We start from the raw sequence: 22,161 nt of genomic DNA on the forward strand, positions 1-22,161 counted from the left end.
AGTGCGGTGACGCCGTCATTGCCCGTGCCAGCCCGCAGCGGCCGTCGCGCGGCGCTCCTGCACGCGCGGCACAGGCGCGGCGCGGCGGCGAAACTGGCGCAAGCGACGGCGCGACACCTAATATTCGTCCCTTTCGCGCCGATAAAGCAACAGATGCCTGTGATCATAACGGCTTGCTTGGAGGATATATGAGCCAGGAAATTTCCCGTGAAGACGGTCTCCTGCAACTGGTGACCTTTCACATCGGTGAAGAAGAGTTCGGGGTGGATATTCTGGCCGTGCAGGAGATCATCCGCATGATGCAGATAACCCCGGTGCCGCGTGCGCCTGTCTATATCGACGGGGTCATCAACCTGCGCGGCAAGGTCATCCCCGTGGTCAACATGCGTTCGCGCTTCAGCCTGCCCGTCCAGGAGCCCACGCCGCAAACGCGTATCGTGGTCATGGAATTCGACCAGAAGATCGTGGGCTTTCTTGTGGACGCCGTTTCCGAGGTGCTGCGCATTCCCTCCTCCACCGTGGAGGATCCGCCGCCGGTGGTGGCCGGCATCGGCTCCGAATACATCCGCGGCGTCGGCAAACTGGACGAACGTCTGCTTATCCTGCTCGACCTTGACCGCCTGATGTCGCATCTTGATATTGACAGCCTCTGATTGCGAGGATGCGCCCCTGAGGGTCGACGTCATCATCCCCCCCTTTCGCAAAAGGATGCCAGTATGAAGCTTTTTACGAAAATGACGCTTACCATCCTCTGTCCGGCGCTGATCGGTCTGATCATCCTGGGCGGCGTGAGCTACCGCAACGCCTCCTCAGCGCTGATGGAGCAGATCGAGAACGATATCCCCACCCTGCTCGTGGCGCAGGAGATCGGCACGGAGATGCTGTTCAGGACGCTGCGGCAGGGCATGGAGATGCCCGCCCAGAACATCCGCATCCTGGAGACCCTGCGTTTTTATGCCAACGGCATCAAGGACGAGCAGGACATCGCCGATGTGGACTCCCTGCTGGCCCATTACATCAAGACGACGACGGGCATCGCCATTTGCGGCCTCGTGGCGCCCGACGGGATCATGCTGGGCTGCCGCAATGATTCCGACGATGCCCCCGACAAGCTCAGGGACAGCAATGTGGCGGACCGTGAGTACGTCAAGGCCGGACTGGCGGGCAAGGCCAGCATCGGGACCTACGGCAGCAAGGAGTCGGGCAGGCTGAGCACCATCGTGGGGGTTCCCGTGAAGGACGGCAACGACTATGTGGGCGTGTTCTTCGCTGGCCTGGACAACGCCCAGTTGTCACAGCTGCTGCTGGGACGCATCAAGGCCGGCAACAAGGGCCGGGCCTATGTGTACAGCGCCTCCGGCGAAGTCATCCTGCACAGCGACACGTCGCAGCTCGGTCGCAACGATGCCGCTGCCGAACAGTTCAAGGCCATGCAGGGCAAGGAAGCCGGGCGCATCGAATTCACCACGGCCGACGGCGACGCCAAGATCCTTTATTTCCGCCTCATGCCCAGCGAAAACTGGTACTGCTGCATCGAGCTTGACGAAACGGAAACACTGGCCAGGATACACACGCTGCGTACGCTCATCATCGTGCTGGCCGTGGGCCTGGCCCTGCTGGTGTCGGCCATCATCTTCGTCATGGCGCGCGGCATCACGCGGCCGCTGGGCGTCTGCTCCCGTGTGGTGGAGCAGGCGGCGCGCGGCGATCTGGATCTTTCCGCCGAGACCAGCGCGGCCCTGGATCAGGCGACGCGGCGCGGCGATGAGATCAGCGTCGTGGCCCGCGGCGTGCGGCACATGATGGACGGCATCCGGCGTCTGCTCGGCGAGAGCGAGGCCAAGACCCGGGAGGCTCTCAAGGCGACCGAAGAGGCCAGGGCCGCCACGGAACGCGCCGAAGAGGCGGCCAGGCATGCCGAGCTCGCCCGGCGCGACGGCATGCAGAGCGCGGCCAACCAGCTCACGGAAATGGTGGACGTCATCTCCGCGGCGGCCACCCAGCTCTCGGCCCACATCAGCCGCTCGGACGTGACGGCCTCGGAGTCGGCGCAGCGCCTTTCCGAAGCGGCCACCGCCATGAATGAGATGAACTCCACCGTACAGGAGGTGGCCCGCAACGCTTCCGCCGCGTCGGAAATGTCCGCCGAGACCCGGCACAAGGCCGAAGACGGTGCCGCCGTGGTGCAACAGGCGCTGGTGAGCATCCAGGAAACGCAGCAGCAGACCCTTCGCCTCAAGGACGACATGCACCAGCTCAACGAGCATGCCCGTTCCATCAGCGCCATCATGGGCGTCATCTCGGACATCGCGGATCAGACCAACCTGCTGGCGCTCAATGCCGCCATCGAGGCGGCACGCGCGGGCGAGGCCGGCCGCGGCTTTGCCGTGGTGGCCGACGAGGTGCGCAAGCTGGCCGAAAAGACCATGGCCTCCACCTCCGAAGTGGGCAATGCCATCAACGCCATCCAGCAGAGCACGGCCAAGAGCATGGACGGCGTGGACAAGGCCGTGGAGCAGATCGATCAGGCCACGGAGCTGGCCAACAAGTCCGGCAAGGCGCTTACCGAGATCGTCTCCGATGCGGAGACCACCGCCGACGAAGTGCGCGCCATCGCCACGGCCAGCGAGGAACAGTCCGCCGCCAGCGAAGAGATCAATCAGTCCATCGTGCAGGTCAACGATATGTCCACGGAAACGGCGCAGGCTATGGCCCAGGCCGCCCAGGCCGTGAACAATCTGAGCGAGCAGGCCAGGCGGCTGGAGCAGCTCATCAACGATATGAAGGCCGGCTAGGACAAGCCTGCCGGAACGAACAGGGCGGCGCAGGCCGCCCTTTTTTATGGGCGCATATCCGTTCGCGCGGTCGTACGGGGAACAGACAAGGCTTGCTCCCGGGGCTTTTAGAGGATATGCAGGTATCCATTCCATCCGTCTGGAGGACAGTATGCAACTGCGTCTATCGCGCTCCATCGTGGGCGTCTCCGAAGCCGAAGCCGTGCGCCGTGTCATCGAGGAGGACGGCTATCTGGGCATGGGGGCCGAGACCCGTCGCTTTGAGGAAGAGCTGGCCGCCTGGTTCGGCGTGGAACCGTGGCAGGTCATCACCACCAATACGGGGACGGCGGCCCTGACGCTGGCCGTGGACAGTCTCTTTGCCGACAGCCGCCTGCCGGAGCGCGGCGGAGCGCTGCCCAAGGTCCTCGTGCCTTCGCTGACCTTCGTGGCCTCCTTCCAGGCCATCGTGGCGGCCGGCTGCCGGCCTGTCGCCTGCGACGTGCTGCCGCAGACCGGCACGCTGGATCTGCGCGACGCCGAGAGACGCCTGGACGGCGACGTGGTGGCCATCATGCCGGTACACTATGCCAGCAACCCCTGGCATCTTGACGACGTCCACGACTTCGCCCGCCGCAAGGGCCTGCGCGTCATCGAGGATGCGGCCCATGCCTTCGGCTGCCGTCACCACGGCAGGAAGATCGGCAGTTTTGGCGACCTCGTGTGCTTCAGCTTCGACGGCATCAAGAACATCACCAGCGGGGAGGGCGGTTGCCTTGTGGCCTTTGACCGGGAGTGCGCCCAGCGGGCCGCCGACGCCCGTCTGCTTGCCGTGGAGGGCGACACCCGCTCCCGTTTCGCCGGGACGCGTACCTGGACGCCGGACATCAAGCGCCTTGGCTGGCGTTTCCACCTCAGCAACATCATGGCCGCCATCGGCCGCGTGCAGCTTGCCCGGCTGGAGCCGGAATTCATCCCGGCCCGCAGGGCCCTGGCGGCGCAGTACGCGTCCCTGCTTGGCGACGTGCCGCATCTGGCCCTGCTGGAGACCGATCCGGAAGACTTCATCGTCCCCCACATCCTGCCTGTCCGCGTCCTGGACGGCCGCAAGGATGCCTTCAAGGCGGCGATGGAGGCGCGCGGCATCCCCACCGGCGTGCATTACAAGCCCAATCACCTGCACAGCTTCTTTGCCGCTCCGCCCTTGCCGGTCTGCGAGCGGCTCTATGCCGAACTGGTGACCCTGCCCCTGCATCCCGGCCTGAGCGCCGAAGATGTGGAGACCGTGTGCCGTGCCGCCCGTGAGGCGCTGATCTGAAGCAGGCCAAGGAGAAGAAATGACTTCAGATGAATACCGCCGCCTTGTCCGGTCCATGTTGGCCCGGCGCTGGGTTCGCTTTTCCCTCGTTACCGGCCTGACCGCTCTGGTCTACATCCTGCTGGGGGCCCTGCTGGTGCAGCTCTGGAGCTGGCCGCTCCTGCTCGGCAACGCCGTGGCCTATGTGCTCAGCCTCGTGGTGGCCTTTTTCGGTCAGTGCCGCTGGACCTTCCAGCCCGCGGGCGGCCTGCGCAAGGATATGGCCGTGCGCTTCTTCTGGGTGCAGGTGGGGGGGCTGCTGCTGAACTCGGTCCTGGTCAGCATCCTCACCTGGCTGCTGGGGCTCTCCTACGGGCTGGCCATGCCGCTGGCCAGCATCCTTGTGCCGGTCTGCCTCTATCTGCTGTGCCGGTTCTGGGTGTTCCGTCCGAGCGTATCCCCGACGGCCGCGGAGACCGACCCGCGTTTCCTGCCGCCGGCCGATGCCGGGCAGCATCTTGCCGAGACGGCCCCCGGCGATCCGCCGCGCGTGTCGGTCATCATGAACAGCCTGAACAGCGCCGACAAGCTGGAGGAAAGCCTGCGCTCTCTGGCGGCCCAGACCTTCACCGACTTTGAAGTCATCTTCTGGGATAACGGCTCCACGGACCAGAGCCCGTTCATCGCCCAGGCCTATGCGCCCCTGCTGGGCCGCCTGCGCTATTTCCGCGGGGAGGAGACCGTGCCGCTCGGCGCGGCGCGCAATCTGGCCCTGCGTGAGGCGCGTGGCGAATATATCGCCTTCCTCGACTGCGACGACCTGTGGCGGCCGGAAAAGCTGGCGGCTCAGGTGGAGATCTTCGACGCCTTCCCGCAGGTGGGCCTTGTCTGTACGGATACGGAGATCTTCAACGGCAAACGGGTGCTCCGGCGCATCTTCGCGCATACGCGGCCCGTGGACGGCATGGCCTTCGCCGAACTCATGCGGCGGCAGTGGATATCCATGTCCTCGGCCATGCTGCGCCGCAGCGCCCTGGAATCCCTTGCGCCCATGCCGACTGACGGCAGCGCGCCGCCGTGGTTCGACGAGAGCCTCAACGTCTGCGAGGAGGCGGACCTCTTCTACCGCATCGCCCACGACTGGGAGCTGGCCCATGTGGATGCCCCGCTCACGCTCTGGCGCGTACACGGCATGAACACGACCTTCCGCAAGTTCTCGCAGTTCGCCGACGAGACCCTGCGCATCCTGGAAAAGCACTGCCGCATCTATCCCGGCTATGAAGAGGAACACGCCGATCTCGTGGACTTGCTGAGCCGCCGCGCGGCCTTCCAGCACGCCGTGGCCCTCTGGCGGGACGGCAAGGGCGCGCAGGCTCGCGACCTGCTGGCCCCCTTCGGGCTCAAGTCCTTCAAGCACCGCCTGTTCTATGCGGCAAGCTTCCTGCCGGGCGGCTGCTTTGATCTGGCGGCAAAGCTCTACTTCGCTCTGCCGTCCCTGCTGCGGCGTTAGAGGCCGTCTCAGTATGAGAGCATTTTCCGTTGGAAACGCGTTGCGTTGCAAACCATACGGCCTGTCGTTTCGCGGAAAAAACGCGGTTTTTCCGCTCACTTTGGGCCGGGCGGCGCTGTGCCGCCGCCTCGCGTTTTCCCTTTTTCAAAGCTAAAACGCTCTATTCGCTTCTGTTTGGGGGACGGGAGAGCGTTCTTGCCCTGACAGGTATGATCAACAACAAAGAAGCCTGTGCGGCTCGATGGCTGCACAGGCTTTTTCGTTGCAAGACGCTTTGGAGCGGGGCGCCTCGTGTTCCCGACTCTTTCCCCGGTAAAAGCGCGCAGGGGAAGGGATGGGGGGCCTGGGGGGAAGGGGAACCCCGCCCGCGCCGGCGGCGGGGTTCCCCTTCCCCCCAACAGACATGTCAACAGGCCTTAGAATCCTTCTTCCAGCGGGGGCCAGACGAGCCACTGGCCGTCCGGCTGCACTTTCGCCTTTTGCGAGGGGGCAAGGTGCACCTGCCGTCCGCGCACGCTGATGCGTTCTTCCGCCAGCCATTGCAGGGCCTGCGGGTAGATGCGGTGCTCCATGACGTGGATGCGCTGCATGAGGCTTTCCTCATCTTCTCCGGCATTGACGGGCACGGCGGCCTGGATGATGACCGGGCCGCTGTCCACCTCCTCTTCCACGAAATGCACGGTGCAGCCGCTGAGCTTGACGCCGTAGGCCAGCGCGTCCGCGCCGCCGTGCACGCCGGGGAAGCTGGGCAGCAGGGCGGGGTGGATGTTGATGACCCGTCCGGCGAAGGCGGAGAGGAATTCCTGCGAGAGCAGGCGCATGTACCCGGCCAGCACCACGAGTTCCGCGCCGCTTTCGCGGATGCGGCCGACCAGCTCGCGGTCGAAGCTCACCCGGTCGGGGAAGGCCGTGTGATCCAGCGCGCAGCAGGGGATGCCCGCGGCCTGCGCCCGGGCGAAGACGCCCGCGCCGGGGCGGTTGCCCGCCACGAGGCGGATGTCCACATCCAGCAGACCGGCTTGCATCTTGTCGATGAAGGCTTGCGCGTTGGTTCCGTTGCCGGAGGCCAGGATGGCGATCTTCAGGGGCATGCTTACCTCGTGTAGTGGCTGACCAGCGCCTGGACAAGGGCGGGGATGGTGTATTCTTCCGGCATGATGTGGCAGGGCAGGCCGTGGGCTTCCAGCGTTTTGGCCGTCACCGGGCCGATGGCCGCCAGCCGCACGTCAGGATGCGCGCGCAGCGTCTCCGCCGGGATCAGCGAAAGGAAGTTCTCCACCGTGGAGGAGGAACCGAAGGTCACGCAGTCCAGCGTGCCGGCCCGCATGCGTTCCAGCACCTCGTCCTTGCGGGCGGCGGCGGGGATGGTCTCGTACGCGGAGATGACGTCCACGCGGGCCCCGGCCTTGCGCAGCTCGTCCGGCAGCACTTCGCGCGCCTTGGCCGCGCGCGGCAGCAGCATGCGGACGCCGTCCACCTTGCCGCGCGCCAGCAGGCCTTCCACCACGCCCTCGGCCACATAGCGCTCGGGGATGAAGTCGGGCCGGATGCCGCGCGCTTCCAGCGCCTCGGCCGTGGCGGGGCCGATGGCGGCCACACGGCAGAGGCCCAGGGCCCGGCTGTCCTTGCCGGCGGCTTCCAGCCGCTTCCAGAACCAGCGCACGCCGTTGACGGAGGTGAAGATCAGCCAGGCATATTCCGACAGGCGGTCGATGGCGGCATCCAGTTCCGCATAGTCGGGCAGGGGGCTGATCTCGATGGTGGGGCACTGGATGACGTCCGCCCCGAGCTGGACAAGCTCCTGCGCCAGGCCGCTGGCCTGTTCCCGCGCGCGAGTCACCACCACGCTGCGGCCGAAGAGGGGGCGTTGCTCGAACCAGCCCAACTGGTCATGCAGGGAGCAGACCTTGCCCACCACGATGACCGAGGGATTGCTGAAGCCCTGATCCACGGCGGCCTGCGGCAGAGCCGCAAGCGTGGCGACCAGACTGCGCTGGCGGGGCGTGGTGCCCCGGTAGACGAGGGCGGCCGGGGTGGCCGGGTCCATGCCGGCGTCCAGCAGGTTGCGGGCGATGTCGGGCAGGTTCTTCATGCCCATGACGAAGACCAGCGTGGAGGCGCTTTGCGCCAGCGCCTGCCAGTTGTGGACGGAGCCGGGCTTGTCCGGGTTCTCGTGGCCGGTGATGATGGTGACGGAGCTGGCGAAGTTGCGGTGCGTCAGGGGTATCCCCGCGTAAGCCGGAGCCGCGATGGTGCTGCTGATGCCGGGCACTTCCTCGAAGGGGATGCCCGCTTCCAGCAGGGCTTCGGCCTCTTCGCCGCCGCGGCCGAAAATGTAGGGATCGCCCCCCTTGAGGCGGGCCACCACCTTGCCCTCACGGGCTTTCTCCACCAGCAGCCGGTTGATGCCGTCCTGCGGCAGGGCATGATCGCCCGCCACCTTGCCCACGTAGATCAGCTCGGCGTCCTTGCGGGCATGGCCCAGCAGGGCGTCATTGGCCAGCGCGTCATAGATCACCACGTCGGCCGCGGCCAGACAGTCGCGCCCCCGCAGGGTGAACAGGCCCGGATCGCCCGGCCCGGCGCCAATAAGGTACACTTTCATCTAGACGCCTCCTCTGGCAAGTTCCAGCAGGGTTCGCGCGCCGAAGCCCGTGGCGCCCGCCGCGCCAAGGGGCTGCTCGCTGTCGGTCCAGTCCACCCCGGCGATGTCGAGATGCGCCCAGCGCACGCCTTCCCGCAGGAAATGCTTGAGGAAGAGCGCGGCATGGATGGCGCCGCCTTCACGGGGGCCCATGTGGCAGATGTCGGCCACCTGGCTTTTGAGATTCTTTTCGTAGCCTTTCCAGAGCGGCAGCCGCCAGAGGTGTTCTCCTCCCAGTTCCGCGCCGGCCGTCAGGCGTTCGGCAAGGGCATCGTCATCGGTGAAGAGGCCGGCCACCTCGCCGCCAAGGGCCACGGCGCACGCGCCGGTGAGAGTGGCGATATCCACCACGGCGGCGGGGGTCCACATCTTCTGGGCATAGTGCAGGGCGTCGCAGAGCACGAGCCGTCCCTCGGCGTCGGTATTCTGGATTTCCACAGTGTCGCCGGAGGCGGCGCGCACCACGTCGCCGGGACGGCAGGCGTTGCCGTCGGGCATGTTCTCGGCGCAGGCCATGAGGCCGACGACCCGGCGGGGGGTCCCTTCCTCGGCCAGGGCCACCAGCACGGCCAGCACGTCGGCCGCGCCGGTCATGTCGCACTTCATGGTGTGCATCTTGGCGGCGGGCTTGATGCAGATGCCGCCGGTGTCAAAGGTGATGCCCTTGCCCACCAGCACCAGCGGCTTGTCCTGTTCATGGCCTTCGGGGGCGTGCTCCAGCACCACGAGACGCGGCGGCCGCGCGGAGCCCTGCCCCACGGCCAGCAGCGCGCCCATGCCTTCGGCGCGCATGGCCTCCTCGTCCAGCACCGTGCAGCCGAGGCCCACGCTGCGGGCGATGCGCTCGGCGCGTTCGGCCAGGTCGGCCGGGGCCAGCATGTTGGGCGGGGTATTGGCCAGATCCCGCGCCAGCATGACGGCCTGCGCCGCCCGTTCGCCGCGGCGGGCCGCCTCGCGGGAGGCGTCGGGCACATAGTCGCCGTCAAAGGCGAACGTGAGCCACTGGGGATCGCGGGGCGCGTCGGGATCCTCCTTCTTCAGGTCCCGGAAGGCGTAGAGCGCCAGCAGGGCGGCGTAGGCGCTTTCTTCCACCAGGCGGTCCCGTCCGCCGGGCAGGCGGGACAGCAGGGCCTCCGGCAGCAGCAGGCCTTCCACTTCCAGCGCCCGGCAGCGGCGCACGGCGGCGGCCACGGCCTCGCGCAGGACGCCGGGCGTGAATTCCTCGGCCTTGCCCAGACCGATGGCAAGGACGCGCGGCACGTTCTGCTGCGGATGCCCGTGCAACAGGCTCAGTTCATTTTTCTTGCCGCGAAAATCGCGCGCGGCGGGCGCGATGGCCAGCCACGGGGCGGCCTTGTCCAGCAGGGGGCTGGCTTCATGCAGGCTTTCCCCCTGGAAGACGGGGGCAAGCAGAACCTCGGTTTTCCAGTGATCCGGGCCGAGGCATTGAAAACGCAGTTCCATATGTTCACTCCGTAAGCTGCGGATTGCCTTTTGAGGAAGGGGAATATACGCTGTACGGCGTCGTTTGCCAAGCTTGCCCCGCAAGGCGCAAGGAACGGCTCGCATTTTGCAAAAATCCGTTATCGACCTTTGGACGTCATTTTTTCGACGCTGTTCACGGACATTCCCCATGCTTGTGTATATCCACGTTCCCTTTTGCCGGACCCGTTGCAACTATTGCGCGTTCTACTCCACGCCTCTGGGCCGCGGCGTCGCGGCCAGCCAGTCCGCCGCCGTGCGCGACTATGTGGACAGTCTTTTCATGGAAATGGCCCACTGGGGCGATCGCCTCAAGGGCAAGGAAGTACATTCGGTCTTTTTTGGCGGCGGCACGCCGAGTCTGCTGCCCCCGCGCATCATCGGGAGCATCCTTGACCGCCTGCACAAGGCCTTCGCCTGGTCGCCCAAGGCGGAAGTGACGCTGGAGGCCAATCCCGAATCCCTGCGGGGCGGACATATCACCACCAAGTACCTCGATGCCGGCATCAACCGGCTTTCCATCGGCCTGCAGACGCTGGACGACACGCTGCTGCGCATGCTCGGGCGGCCGCACAAGGCGCAGGACAGCCTGCATGCGGTGTTCATGGCCCGCGAAGCGGGCTGCGCCAATATCAGCGTCGATCTCATGTGGGGGCTGCCGGGGCAGGGCGTGCGCCAGTGGCTGCAGACCCTCAAGGACGTCTGCCGCATGACGCCTGACCATATCTCCTCCTACGGGCTGACGCTGGAGCCGGGCTCGCCCCTGGAGCAGGATTGCGCCGCGGGCAGGCTGACCCTGCCGCCGGAGCGGGATCAGAACATCATGTTCTCGGAAGGGGCGGCTTTCCTGGAGAGCAACGGCTACCTGCATTACGAGATATCCAATTTCGCGCGTATGGGCTTTCAGTGCCGGCATAACCTCGGCTACTGGGAAGGTGCGGATTATCTGGGGCTGGGGCCTTCGGCCACCTCCACCATCGACGGCCGGCGCTGGACCAATCCCGCCGGGCAGCGCGCCTGGACCGAGGGCATACGCGCCGGGACGCTGGATGCTCAGGCGGAGATCCTGACGCCCAAGATCCGCATCCTGGAGCTGCTCATGCTGCGCCTGCGCACCGCGCGGGGGCTGCGGCTCAAGGATTACCGGGAGCTCACCGGGCGGGACTTCATGCGCGATCATCAACGGCTCGTCCAGGCCCTGCACGAAAACAAGCTGGTGCGCCTGCGTGACGGCTATCTGCGTCTGACCCGCAGCGGCATGCTGGTATCCAATTCCATCCTGCGCAATCTTTTTGAGCGAACGGGCACGCTTCTGGAACAGCTGCCCGCCGAGGCCGCCGCGGCCCTGCAGGAACGGCAGGCCCGGCTGGAAGCCGCCAAGAACGAACTGCCCGACGATGACGAGCCCAAGTCCATCAACTGGGAAAGGCTGGGAGAATAACGGCGGCCCGCGACGGACCGTCCGACGGAACAAGGCGGGAGCCGGGCCGTTGTGGCCTGGCCCCCGTGTGTTTTTTTTGCGAGGCTGGCCCCGGAGGCCTCTTCCCGCGTTCATGAGCATTTTCAGTTTGAAAGGCGAAGCGTTTCAAACCATACGGCCTGTCGTTTCGCGGAAAAAACGCGGTTTTTCCGCTTGGTTTGGGCCGGGTTCACCTTTTTTAAAGGTGAAACGCTCTAAAAAGAACTCACGCGGCCTTGCGGCGGCGCAGGAGGCAGGCGGCAAGGGCCAGATTGGCCAGCAGGCTCAGCCCCAGCCCCGCCCGCAGGGGCAGGCCGGCGCTCGATCCCGCATCATCCGCCGCGGTGGCGGCCGTGGCCGCCGGCTTGCCCGTCGCGGCGACCTCCACGGCGTGCTCCACCTTGTGCCCCATGCCGTCGGTCACCGTGATGCGCCAGGTGCCCGCGGCATCAGGGATAAAGGCAAAGCGGCCGCGGGCGTCGGTGCGGCCGTTCTGGAACTCCTTGCCGTCCGCGCCGATGACGCGTACGGCCGCGAATTCCGCTCCTCTGTCGTCGGAGTAGGCGAAGCGGACGAGCACCGCCTCTCCCTGCCGTTCATGGACGGCCCGCAGGGCGTGGGCTCCGGCGGACGACGGCAGACATGCCATGCCGCCGCATGCGGCCAGCAGACAGCCCATCAGTATTTTTTTCATGATGTTCCCTCGTGAGGCGACGGTAAAAATACGGGAAGGGGAACGTCATCCAGACAAGGCGTCCCCCTTCCCCCAGGAGTGCGTATCCTTCCGGCAGGCGGGGGATGCCTCCGCCCGCCGTGCGGCTACTTCACCGGAAAGACCAGGGTGGAGCGCAGCTGTTCCTCGTCCACGCCCTTGCCGTCCTTGACCGGACGGGTGACGGCCACGCGGGCCAGCCACAGGCCGGGCGTATCCAGCGGCAGGGCGACCTTGCCGGCGGCATCGGTGTGCAGCATCTGCTTGTAGGTATCCTCTTCCTTGGTGTAGCCGTCATAGCTCAGGCCCACTTCGGCCTGCGGCACGGGCTTGCCGTCCAGCAGGACCAGGACCGTCAGCGTCTCCCCGGCGGTAAGGCCCGCCGGCGAGGCCTGCGGCACGATCTCCAGCGTCTGGCCCAGCGAGGTGGTCCAGAAGGCGGCATCCCCGCCCGGGACAAAGGCCGTCTTGGCGAACTTCTCGTAGCGGCCCACCGAGCGCACGGTCTTGCCCTGCGCTTCCAGCGCGGCGCGGTCGCCATAGAGGACGCCTTCCGTGGTGGAACTCCAGATCTCCGGCAGGCGATGGCCCACCAGCCAGGCCGGTGCGGCGACGGGGCCGTCCACCTTGCCTTCCAGCGCCTTTGAGGCGTCGGAGGGCGCGAGGGCGAGCGCCGTTTTCTTGCCGCCGGCGGTCAGCAGCTCTACGCGGACGTTTTCCGCTTTTTCCGCTTCTTCGCTCTGCATGAAGACATGGGCGGCCTGGGCTTCCACCGTGATGGGGGCGGCCTTGGCCGCGTCGCCGCGCGGTACGACGAGGAATTCGTGGGCCTGGGCGGCAGCGGTGAGGAGCGGGACACTCAGCATGGCGGCGGCAAGGAGGGAGGCAAGACGCATGGGCATATCCTGTGGTTGAGGTGGGACGGATGGCAGGGGCGCGCGGGTGGGCGGCCGGCCTGAACAAACATATCGTAGCACGATATGAAAAAACGTAATACCAGAACCCCCGTCTTCAGGCAAGGAGAATTCTTTCTCCGGCACGCAGTCGGGGAGGTTTTCTTTTTTTTGCGGGATGATGGATGTGGCCGGCGCGGAAGGATGGTTGCCCTGCGGGCATGAGGGCTTCGCGGCGGCCGGATGGTGCCCGCCGGACGGGCTCCGCGCTTGTTGGGGGAAGCGTTACAGCGTTTCACCTTTGAAAGAGCTGAAATGCGAGGCGGCGGCACAGCGCCGCCGCCTCGCATTTTGCCTTTGAAAAAGGCAAAATGCTCTATGCCAGCGCGGTCAGGTCGTAGGTGGCGTGCTCCACGATGTCGGCTTCCACCAGCGCGCCGGGCTGGACGCCGGGCCCGCTGACATAGGTGAGGCCGTCCACTTCCGGCGCCTGGAACCAGACACGGCCGGTATGCAGGCCCGGCCACTCGGGATGCGGGGCATCCACCAGCACGTCCGTACGTTGTCCCACCTGCGCGGCAAGCAGGCTCTCGCTGATCTCGGCCTGGAGTTCCATAAGGGTGGCGCGGCGGCGCTCCTTGACGTCATCCGGCACCTGATCGGGCATGGCCGCCGCCGGGGTGCCGTCTTCCGGCTGGTAGGCGAAGACGCCGAGCTGCTGGAAGCGGGCGTCTTCCACGAAGCGGCAAAGTTCCTCGAAATGCTCTTCCGTCTCGCCGGGATAGCCCACGATGAAGGTCGTCCGCAGGGCGGCCTCCGGCAGATGCTCGCGCACCGTCTCCAGCACATGGCGAGGATTGCGGGCAAAGGGGCGTCCCATGCGGGAAAGCACATCAGGATGCGCATGCTGGAGGGGGATGTCCAGATAGGGGAGCAGGGGCCGCCCCGCTTCGCGCAGGAAGCGCAGGAATTCCGGCGTGATGCCCGTGGGATAGAGGTAGAGCAGCCGCAGCCAGGCCAGACCGTCCAGCGGCAGGAGGGTTTCCAGCAGGGCGCGCAGGTCCTGCGGCGGAGCAAAGTCGCTGCCCCAGGCGCTGCTGTCCTGCGCCACGAGCACGAGCTCCCGCACGCCCTGCGCCAGCAAGGCACGGGCTTCTTCCTTCAGGGCGTCGGCCGGCGTGGAGCGCAGCCCGCCGCGGATGGAAGGGATGGTGCAGAAGGCGCAGGCATGGCGGCAGCCCTCGCCGATCTTGAGCCAGGCATAGGAGGGCCCGGTGGAGAGCAGACGCCCCGGCACAGGGGCCTCATGCAGGGCAAGGGCCTGCGTCAGCATGGCGGGCCACTCCGGCAGGCGGTCGGTGGGCAGCCAGAGATCCACTTCCGGCAGCTCGGCGGCCAGTTCGGCGGCGCCGTAGCGTCCGACCATGCAACCGCCCACCGCCAGCAGGGGACGCCGCTTCAGGGGAGCGAGGCGCTCGACCATATCCAGGATGCTGCGGACGGACTCCCGCACGGCCGGCTCGATGAAGCCGCAGGTATTGATGAAGACCAGCCGGGCGTGGCCCGGGTGGGCGACGCTGCGGACGGGCATACCCAGCGAGCCGAGGGTGTGTTCCGTGTCCACACGGTTCTTGGGGCAGCCGAGGCTCAGGGACCAGACAGGCAGGGTGGCGGTGTACTGTTTCATGGCGACATGCTAGCCGCAGGCCGGGCTTTTGTCATCCGCCATTTTTCTTGCACAGCGGCAGCGCTTGGGCTAGGGTCGGGGCACGGAAAAAAGTGAGCTTTCCCTGCCGCGAGGGGGCGGAGCGCTTGCTTTCGTCACATTTTCACGGGAAGGACGACGCGGTGCGTCCCCGCTCTGCGCATCCGTTCCCGGAGGGACGGCATGTCCGAACAGCTTGTTGTACATCCCGCATGTTCCCAGTCGCATGCTTGTCAGAGCAATGGACACTTTTGTCCATCGGTGTTGCGGCAGCTCTATGATGCCGTTCTGCTGGTGGATGTCCGGAAAAACACGGTATCCCTGGCGGAAAGCAACGGGAGCTTCCTCCTGCAGTTGCCGGAACATGCCACGCCGGACGGTTTGCTCGAGCGGCTGGTGGACCCCGCCGATGCCGGGGCCCTGCGGGCCCTGCTGGCGCCGGAAGTCTGGCGGCGGCTGCAGCTGGGCGGCGAGACGCGCCTTTTGCATGTGCGTTGCCTGCTGCCCGACGGCCGCCGGATGAGCATGGAATTCTTTATCTATCCCCTGCCTGAAAACGAGGGTGAGGGGTGCTTTTTGCTGGGCCTGCGCCAGGCCCGGCACATCGCCCGCACCGAGGCGGATGCCGTCCTGCCGAAATGCTGCCGCTACTGTGAGGCCGTCCGTTTCCGCACGGCGCTGGCCAGTACCCGTACCCTCGTTTTCGAGTGGCGCGCGCCTCTCGAGCTGACCTATGTTTCCCCGAAGATCATGCAGGATTTTGCCGGGAACTACGACGGCCGGCATCTCTTCGCCGTCTGGCGGGAAGATGATGTGGTGCATGCCGATGACCGGCATATCCTGCAGGACTGCCTGCGCCAGCTGGAGCTGGGCGAAGCCGGCGGTCACGAGTTCCGCCTGCGGCTCAGGAACCGGGAAAACCGCTTCTGCTGGTATCAGGTGGCCTGGCTCAGCACGGGCGAACAGGCGGATCGGCGCTTCATCGCCACCATCAACAACGTGGACAAGGCCGTCCGCGACGGGCACAACCTGCGTTTCCGCGACGTCTACGACGAGCTGACGGGCGTCCCCAACATGGGGACATTCTGTGCTCAGGCGCAGATGCAACTGCGCGAACCCGTGCCGCATGCCATCGTCTGCTTCGATGTGGGCAGCTTCAAGCATTTCAACAAAAAGCATACCTATGAAGAGGGGAACCGCCTGTTGCGGGCCATTGCCTTCATCGCCTCCGGCATGCTGCAGCGGGGCGATCTCATCGGCCATGTGGCCGTGGACATCTTCGTGGTCTGTCTGCGGGGGGGCAAGGACCGGGCGCGGCATTTCGTGGCCGGCGTGTGCGACACCCTGCATCATGGCTACTCCAGCAAGATGGACGTGCGCCTCTACTTCGGCACGCGCATCGTCGAGCCCGGAGAGGTCGGGCAGGTCCGCCAGTTCTATGATCAGGCGCGCGAGGCTCTCAAGACCGTCAAGGGGAGCTACCTGCGCCACCATGCCTTTTATGACGCGAGCCTCGGCCGTAAGCTTGATTGCGAGCATCTTGTGGAAAGCAATATGGTCGAAGGCATCGTGCAGCATCAGTTTGTGCCCTTTTTCCAGCCGCGCATCAGCATGCACAGCGGAGAGCTCGTGGGGGCGGAAGTGCTGGCGCGCTGGCAGCAGAGCCCGGACGTCCAGATCTCGCCGGACAATTTCGTCCCCCTGTTCGAGCGTAACGGCTTCATCGTACGTTTCGACCATTACATGTGGGAATGCGCCTGCCGCCAGCTGCGGGCCTGGCTGGATCAGGACCTGACGCCGCCGCGTCTGTCGCTCAACGTTTCCCGTATCCATTTCCAGGACGCGGGCATAGCGGACTTTTTGCTCAACCTGCTGGAAAGCTACCATGTGCCGCCGTCCCTGCTGGAGCTGGAGCTGACGGAGAGCGCCTTCGTGGGCAATGAGATGCACGCCCGTCCCACGATGGACAGGCTGCACAAGGCCGGCCTGACCTTTTCCATCGACGATTTCGGCACGGGGTTTTCCTCCATCACCACGCTCTGTCTGTTGCCCTTCGACGTGCTCAAGCTGGACAAGGGCCTGCTGGTCAACTGCCTGAGCAATCCGCGGCTGCGGACGCTCCTGCATCATCTGGTGCCGCTGGGGCGGGAGATGGGCATGGAAGTGGTGGCCGAAGGCGTGGAAACGGTGGAGCAGGCCCGCTTCCTGCTGGAATGCGGCTGCGATCAGGCTCAGGGCTTCCTCTTTTCCCGTCCGCTGGCGGCCGGGGACTTCACACGGCGCTGTCTGGAGATCGAAGGGCCGTTCTCAGCCCCCCTGCGGGCCGAGCGGACGGCGGAGGAGGACACGCCCCCTGCCGCGCCCTCTCCCGCCGTCTGAGCGTTTCCCCTTTGAAAAAGGGAAAACGCGAGGCGACGGCAAAGCGCCGTCCGGCTCAAAATGAGCGGGAAGAGCGCATTTTTCCCGCGAAACGACAGGCCGGATGGCTTGCAGCCTTAAGCGCTTCAAACGGAAACTGCGCTTAGCGTGGCGTATGGTCAGGGGGAAGGGGGCCTGCCGTGCTCCATCTCCGGGATGGCGCGCCCCGCCGCTCCCGGCCCGTCCGCAGGTCAGCGCTTGTCCTGCCGGACGGACGCACGGCTCGACTCTTCCTTGTCTGCGGCGGCATTGGGCAGCAGTCTTTCCCTGGCTTGCTCGTTCAGGGCGGCGAGCTTCTCCCGGGCCTGCGCGTAGCAGCGGGCAAGGCGTTCTTCGGCGGCGGCATGCCGTTTGCGATTCGCTTCCAGAAGGCTCCTGTGGAAGGCCATGCCCTCGGCCCAGTGGGCGGCAAGCTTTGAGCGTGCGCTGTCGTCGAGGGGCTGCTTCGCTGCCGTCTCCTGCACCTCGCCCAGGGTGAGGGGACGGCTGAAATATTGAAAACCTTTTTGGGCGATGAAGCAGATATAGTAGATGGCGGCATTACGGCCGTCCGTGTCCGGGAATTTGCCGTTGTGGTAGTTCTCAAACAAGGTGTAGGCGGCCAGATGATCGCCATATTCCACGGCCTGCCGCAGCCAGTGTTCGGCCCGTGCCTTGCCGGGCCTCTTCTGATCGAGATACTGCATGCCCAGCATCCTGGCGAAAGACGGTTCGTATTCGGCCAGACGGTAGCGCCAGTACTGGACTTCCGGATCCAGATCCTCGCTCTTGTGCTTGTGCTTGCGGGGGACGGGCAGCGGTTTCGGCAGGGGGGCCGGGGGCGTGAAGGGGAGATCGTGGCCGATGCGGGCCAGCAGACAGGCGGCCGCCATGCCGTCGATATGGCCCGCGGTGGCGCTGCGCCGGAAATGTTCGATGGCCCGACGCCAGGCGTCCGGCGTCACGGCCTCGTTTTCGGCGGCGAAGGTTTCGTACAGATAAAGATAGCTCAGACCGAGGAGGAACTGCCCCTCGCCCTCGTCCATCAGGCTGAGGAAGCCTTTCTCCCAGAAGTCCGCCTCATCGTCGGGCAGGCCCTCCGGACAAAGGCGGCAGAGCGTCGCCATCAGGGCCGCGGCATAGACGTTTTTTTGCAGGCGGACAGCCAGGAACCAGCGGTCTCCGGCCGCGAGAACCGAGCTGCCGCGCATGAGGGCGCCCTGTTCCCAGGTTTTTTCCAACCCCTTGCGCCTGCGCAGCAAGTCGGCGAGCTCCTTGCGGAGGCTCTTGTCCTCATCCCGCGTGCGGGCGAAAGCGGGAAGCTCGACCGCGCCCCTCTGGAAGGGCGTGCCCTGTAAGCCGGCGTACAGGCAGATGATCGTTATGAAAACTAAATAAAACGCCACCATGTCCGACCCCCGTGTCTGAAAGGCATTGCGGACGAGCTTCGCGGTCCAGGAGCATTTTCCGTTTGGAACGCTTCGCGCTTTACGCCATGCGGCCTGTCGTTCCGCGGAAAAAACGCGGGGGCCCGCCCGGTTCGGCCGGACGGCGCTGTACCGCCGCCTCGCGTTTCACCTTTTTCAAGGGTGAAACGCTTTAAAAGGGCAAACGCAACAGACGGATGCTCTCCGGCTGGATGATGAGCAGCTGTTCCTTGCTGACCTGCGTGGCATCGGTGACGAAGGTCCCCCGGCGGATGTTGAGGATGGCCTCGGCCTCGTGGCTGCAGTCGAAAAGGTGCAGGACGCTGTCATCCATCCTGTCGATGACCGTCCAGTGCCGGTTGACGGCCGGGCCGTCGGCGGTGAGGTGGCGCAGGAAGCGCATGACGACGGCTCGTTTGCGGTCCGCATCCAGCCATTTCCGGCAGACGTTCCAGACGGCATCGGGGCTGGGTCTGTCCCGTTCGCTGAAGGGGGCCTCCACCCCCAGCGGGAAGGCCCGCTGCTGGGCGCGCAGCATGCCGTCCACCAGCTCGATGTAATTGGTGTCCTGATCCAGCACGGCGCGCAGGGCCTCGGGCCGCGCGGCCAGCGCCATGAGCGTGTCGTTGAGGATCTCCCGCGCCTTGAGCGTGCGGATGCCGTGCGTCAGACGCAGGGCGTTCAACACGGCATAGATGGCACAGAAGGTGTCCAGTTTTCCCTGATAGAACGGCTTGATCATAGCGCCTCCCGCCTTCTTATGCCCGCATGGCGGCGGCGGGTCAATGCGTCAGGGCGTTTCCCCGGCGCGGCGGGGAAAAAGAAGGCTTTACAAGCGCACGTCTGGCGGGTATAAAAGACTTCCCGTTAACAATATCACAAAACCTTGATATGCAGATATTAACCTCACCCCAGGAACTGGCGGCCCTTTGCCGCCAATGGCGCATGGCTGGCGAACGCGTCGCCCTCGTCCCGACCATGGGTTATTACCATGCCGGGCATGAATCTCTCATGGCGCGGGGGCGCGAGCTTGGCAGCAAGCTGGTGGTCAGCCTCTTCGTCAATCCGACCCAGTTCGGCCCCAATGAGGATCTGGCCGCCTATCCGCGCGATCATGAGCGGGACGCGGCCATAGCCCGCAAGCAGGGGGCGGACGTGCTCTTCATCCCTGAAGAGGGCAGCATGTACGCGCCGGATCACGCTACCTGGGTGGAAGTGCCGGACATGGCCCGCGGCCTGTGCGGGGCCAGCCGTCCCATTCATTTTCGCGGCGTCTGCACGGTGGTGATGAAACTGTTCTGGCTGGTGCAGCCGGACGTGGCCGTGTTCGGCCAGAAGGACTGGCAGCAGCAGGCCATCATCCGCCGCATGGTGCGGGACATGAACGTCCCCGTGCGGATAGAGACGCAGCCCACCATGCGCGAGGCTGACGGGCTGGCCATGTCGTCCCGCAATGTCTACATGACCGAGGCCGAGCGCGCGCAGGCCCCGCAGCTGCGGCAGGGCCTCGAGCTGGCCCGCCGGCTGGCCGCACAGGGCGAGACCAGCGCCGCGCTCCTGCGGGATGCCGTGCTGCGCTACTGGGCCGAGCATCTGCCGCTGGGCCGTCTGGATTACCTGAGCGTGGTGGATGCCGATTCCCTGGAGCCGCTGGATACGCTCAACGGGCGTGGTCTCATGGCCTGTGCCGTGCACATGGGCAAGGCCCGCCTTATCGACAACATCCTTTTGCAAGACTAATTCCGCCCATAAGGAGAAAACAATGCAGACCAAGGGCAAATACTTCTTTACGTCCGAATCCGTCACCGAAGGCCATCCCGACAAGGTGGCCGACCAGATCTCCGACGCCGTGCTGGATACCCTGCTCAAGCAGGATCCCGACGCGCACGTGGCCTGCGAAACGCTGGTCACCACCGGTATGGCCGTCATCGCCGGCGAGATCTCCACCACCGGTTACGCCGACCTGCCGCATGTGGTGCGCGAGACCATCCGCAACATCGGCTACACCAGCTCGGATATGGGCTTCGACGCCGACACCTGCGCCGTGCTGTCCTCCATCGACCATCAGTCCCCGGACATCGCGCAGGGCGTCAAGCGCGCCGCTCCCGAAGAGCAGGGCGCGGGCGACCAGGGCATGATGTTCGGCTTTGCCTGCTCCGAAACGCCCACCCTCATGCCGGCCCCCATCTTCTGGGCGCATCAGCTCTCGCAGCAGCTGACCCGCGTGCGCAAGGACGGCACCGTGCCCTTCTTCCGTCCTGACGGCAAGACGCAGGTCTCCTTCGAGTATCAGGACGGCAAGCCCGTGCGCATCAACAATGTGGTGGTGTCCACCCAGCACGCGGCCAGCGCCTCGCAGGACGACATCATCGAGGCCGTGAAAAAGCACGTCATCCGTCCGGTGCTGGAGCCCTCCGGCTACTTTGACGAAAAGGCCTGCGAGATCTTCATCAACACCACCGGCCGCTTCGTGGTCGGCGGCCCCATGGGCGACTGCGGTCTGACCGGCCGCAAGATCATCCAGGACACCTACGGCGGCAGCGGTCATCACGGCGGCGGCGCCTTCTCCGGCAAGGACGCCTCCAAGGTGGACCGTTCCGGCGCGTATATGGCCCGCTACATCGCCAAGAACGTGGTGGCCGCCGGTCTGGCTCCTGTCTGCGAAGTGCAGATTGCCTACTGCATCGGCGTGGCCGATCCGGTGAGCGTGCTCGTCTCCTCCCAGGGCAGCGGCGAAGTGCCGGATGAAGTGCTGACCAAGGCCGTGCGCGAAGTCTTCGATATGCGCCCCTACTTCATCACCAAGCGTCTGGACCTCAAGCGGCCCATCTACTCCAAGACGGCCTGCTACGGCCACTTCGGGCGCGAACTGCCCGAATTCAGCTGGGAAAAGACCGACGCCGCCGCCGACCTGCGTACGGCCGCCAAAGTCTAGTCCGCGCCATCTTCCCGTCATCGTGCCTCGCCCCTCCGGGGGCGAGGTTTTTTTTCCGCGAAACGACGGGCCGTATGGTTTGCAACGCTGAGCGTTGCAAACGGGAAATGCCCTGGAGTGAATGCCTCCATGACGTCCTCTCCCCCCGTGTTGCTTCCTTCCCGGCCCAGTCTGCTGGACGGCCTGGCCCATGCCGCGCTGGCGCGAGCCTGTGCCGCCTTCCGTCAATCTGGTTCCGGGGAGTCCGGCCTGCCTCCCGTGCTGGTGGACGCCACGCTCGGCAACGGGCACGATGCCGCCTTTTTGCTGACCTGCGCGCCGCCCGGCTCGCTCGTGCTGGGGGTGGACATCCAGCCTCAGGCCGTCCGTGCCGCGACGGCGCGGCTTGAGGCTGCCCGTCAGGCCCGCCCGGACTGCCGGGTGCAAATTTTTTGCCGCGCGCATCAGGAGTTGCCGCAGATCTGGGCGGGATTGCCGCCGGAAGAGCGGCAGCGGCCCCTGCTGGGCGGCATATTCAATCTGGGCTGGCTGCCGGGCGGGGACAGAGCCTGCCTCACCCGGGCCGACACCACCCTTGCGGCGCTGGACTTCCTGCTGGAACGGCTCATGCCGCAAGGCTGCCTCAGCGTCCATTGCTATACGGGCAATGACGGCGGCCCGGAAGAGGAGAGCGCCGTGCTGCGGCGGGCCGAGGCCCTGCCGCCGCGCCGCTGGCGGGTCGTGCACTGCCGGGACGCCAACCGTGAACCCGCCGGCGGCAGGGCGGAAAGCCTGGTGCTCATGGAACGCCTGCCGGTTTCACGACGGCGGATGCAGGCTGCGGACGGGCCGCAGGCAGAGGGAAGCGGGGCCTAGGTGTAGAGTGTCAACACGTTGTTCACCCTCCGTTCAGACATGAAGCTGGAGGTTTTCTGCCAAGAGCCGAA

Annotated in this window: 17 protein-coding genes; 9 read left to right on the forward strand and 8 right to left on the reverse strand. The window is 65.8% G+C overall.

Annotated features, from left to right (window positions below; genetic code table 11):
* The first annotated feature begins 188 nt into the window (after positions 1–188).
* The 4 genes from Q0K12_RS03365 to Q0K12_RS03380 all read left to right on the forward strand — a co-directional run bounded on the left by Q0K12_RS03365 (position 189) and on the right by Q0K12_RS03380 (position 5,581).
* The gene (locus tag Q0K12_RS03365) at positions 189–653 is read left to right on the forward strand and encodes a chemotaxis protein CheW (protein ID WP_296304525.1); all 465 of its coding nucleotides are present in this window, start codon (positions 189–191) and stop codon (positions 651–653) included.
* Positions 654–716: 63 nt separating this feature from the next.
* A complete protein-coding gene (locus Q0K12_RS03370; protein WP_297260370.1) occupies positions 717–2,795 on the forward strand; it encodes a methyl-accepting chemotaxis protein in 2,079 nt (692 codons plus the stop codon).
* A gap of 151 nt (positions 2,796–2,946) precedes the next feature.
* Positions 2,947–4,092, forward strand: coding sequence for a DegT/DnrJ/EryC1/StrS family aminotransferase (locus tag Q0K12_RS03375; protein WP_297260372.1), 1,146 nt, complete (start codon positions 2,947–2,949; stop codon positions 4,090–4,092).
* Between the two features lie 19 nt (positions 4,093–4,111).
* Positions 4,112–5,581, forward strand: coding sequence for a glycosyltransferase (locus tag Q0K12_RS03380; RefSeq protein WP_297260373.1), 1,470 nt, complete (start codon positions 4,112–4,114; stop codon positions 5,579–5,581).
* 416 nt (positions 5,582–5,997) lie between these two features.
* Here Q0K12_RS03380 and purN read toward each other — a convergent pair whose 3' ends face one another.
* Genes purN through Q0K12_RS03395 form a run of 3 tightly spaced genes read right to left on the reverse strand, consistent with a single transcriptional unit; the run spans position 5,998 to position 9,689 of the window.
* Positions 5,998–6,672, reverse strand: coding sequence for a phosphoribosylglycinamide formyltransferase (purN, locus tag Q0K12_RS03385; protein ID WP_297260375.1), 675 nt, complete (start codon positions 6,670–6,672; stop codon positions 5,998–6,000).
* A gap of 2 nt (positions 6,673–6,674) precedes the next feature.
* Positions 6,675–8,186: a uroporphyrinogen-III C-methyltransferase gene (gene cobA / locus Q0K12_RS03390; protein WP_297260376.1), complete on the reverse strand. Its 1,512-nt coding sequence runs from the start codon at positions 8,184–8,186 to the stop codon at positions 6,675–6,677.
* Complete coding sequence (locus tag Q0K12_RS03395) at positions 8,187–9,689, reverse strand: leucyl aminopeptidase (RefSeq protein WP_297260377.1); 1,503 nt, start codon at positions 9,687–9,689, stop codon at positions 8,187–8,189. It abuts the gene before it with no gap.
* Between the two features lie 169 nt (positions 9,690–9,858).
* Here Q0K12_RS03395 and hemW point away from each other — a divergent pair, with 169 nt between their 5' ends.
* Positions 9,859–11,148 carry a radical SAM family heme chaperone HemW gene (gene hemW / locus Q0K12_RS03400; RefSeq protein ID WP_297260378.1) on the forward strand — a complete coding sequence of 430 codons (1,290 nt, stop codon included), beginning with the start codon at positions 9,859–9,861 and terminating at the stop codon, positions 11,146–11,148.
* Positions 11,149–11,392: 244 nt separating this feature from the next.
* On the opposite strand, the gene Q0K12_RS03405 is transcribed toward hemW, so the two are convergent.
* The 3 genes from Q0K12_RS03405 to rimO form a co-directional block, all read right to left on the reverse strand.
* Positions 11,393–11,860, reverse strand: coding sequence for a carboxypeptidase-like regulatory domain-containing protein (locus Q0K12_RS03405; protein ID WP_297260379.1), 468 nt, complete (start codon positions 11,858–11,860; stop codon positions 11,393–11,395).
* Positions 11,861–11,985: 125 nt separating this feature from the next.
* A complete protein-coding gene (locus Q0K12_RS03410; protein WP_297260380.1) occupies positions 11,986–12,774 on the reverse strand; it encodes a DUF4198 domain-containing protein in 789 nt (262 codons plus the stop codon).
* Positions 12,775–13,147: 373 nt separating this feature from the next.
* Positions 13,148–14,458, reverse strand: coding sequence for a 30S ribosomal protein S12 methylthiotransferase RimO (rimO, locus tag Q0K12_RS03415; RefSeq protein WP_297260381.1), 1,311 nt, complete (start codon positions 14,456–14,458; stop codon positions 13,148–13,150).
* Positions 14,459–14,659: 201 nt separating this feature from the next.
* On the opposite strand from rimO, the gene Q0K12_RS03420 reads away from it, so the two are divergent.
* The gene (locus Q0K12_RS03420; protein ID WP_297260382.1) at positions 14,660–16,855 is read left to right on the forward strand and encodes a bifunctional diguanylate cyclase/phosphodiesterase; all 2,196 of its coding nucleotides are present in this window, start codon (positions 14,660–14,662) and stop codon (positions 16,853–16,855) included.
* A gap of 230 nt (positions 16,856–17,085) precedes the next feature.
* On the opposite strand, the gene Q0K12_RS03425 is transcribed toward Q0K12_RS03420, so the two are convergent.
* Positions 17,086–18,282 carry a hypothetical protein gene (locus Q0K12_RS03425; RefSeq protein ID WP_297260383.1) on the reverse strand — a complete coding sequence of 399 codons (1,197 nt, stop codon included), beginning with the start codon at positions 18,280–18,282 and terminating at the stop codon, positions 17,086–17,088.
* Between the two features lie 190 nt (positions 18,283–18,472).
* The gene (locus Q0K12_RS03430) at positions 18,473–19,042 is read right to left on the reverse strand and encodes a hypothetical protein (RefSeq protein WP_297260384.1); all 570 of its coding nucleotides are present in this window, start codon (positions 19,040–19,042) and stop codon (positions 18,473–18,475) included.
* A 149-nt stretch (positions 19,043–19,191) separates the two neighbouring features.
* On the opposite strand from Q0K12_RS03430, the gene panC reads away from it, so the two are divergent.
* From panC to Q0K12_RS03445, 3 genes are all read left to right on the forward strand, one after another.
* The gene (gene panC, locus Q0K12_RS03435; RefSeq protein WP_297260385.1) at positions 19,192–20,040 is read left to right on the forward strand and encodes a pantoate--beta-alanine ligase; all 849 of its coding nucleotides are present in this window, start codon (positions 19,192–19,194) and stop codon (positions 20,038–20,040) included.
* A gap of 22 nt (positions 20,041–20,062) precedes the next feature.
* Complete coding sequence (metK, locus tag Q0K12_RS03440) at positions 20,063–21,235, forward strand: methionine adenosyltransferase (protein WP_297260386.1); 1,173 nt, start codon at positions 20,063–20,065, stop codon at positions 21,233–21,235.
* Between the two features lie 129 nt (positions 21,236–21,364).
* Entirely contained in the window at positions 21,365–22,090 is a 726-nt protein-coding gene (locus tag Q0K12_RS03445; RefSeq protein WP_297260387.1) for a class I SAM-dependent methyltransferase, read from the forward strand.
* Positions 22,091–22,161: the final 71 nt, after the last annotated feature.

Source organism: uncultured Desulfovibrio sp. (genome assembly GCF_944324525.1).
Lineage (GTDB): Bacteria > Desulfobacterota > Desulfovibrionia > Desulfovibrionales > Desulfovibrionaceae > Desulfovibrio.